Origin of the sequence: Microvirga pakistanensis (genome assembly GCF_004458765.1) — a bacterium.
GTDB lineage: Bacteria > Pseudomonadota > Alphaproteobacteria > Rhizobiales > Beijerinckiaceae > Microvirga > Microvirga pakistanensis.
The window spans coordinates 1-223 of sequence record NZ_SPJX01000619.1 but is presented as its reverse complement, the minus strand read 5'-3'; the positions used below and the strand labels follow the sequence as shown (position 1 = coordinate 223).

1 protein-coding gene is annotated in these 223 nt (G+C 63.7%); it reads left to right on the top strand.

Annotated elements, in window-relative coordinates; translation table 11 throughout:
* The coding region (locus E4K09_RS24105) for an aldehyde dehydrogenase family protein (RefSeq protein WP_134500194.1) at window positions 1-223 on the top strand (223 nt) is incomplete at both ends.

Here is a 223-nt window from a genome sequence, read left to right as displayed (position 1 = left end):
TTCGAGCTCAACAAGCCGCACGATCTGGCGCAGGAAGTGTTCGGACCCGTGCTGCACGTGGCGCGCTATAAGGCCAATCGCCTCGAGGAGGTGATCCAGGCCGTCGAGGGACCGGGTTATGGCCTGACGCTGGGCGTTCACTCGCGGATCGACGCGACGGTCGACCGCATCGTCGAGGCTTTGTCGGTCGGCAACGTCTACGTGAACCGCAACATGATCGGCG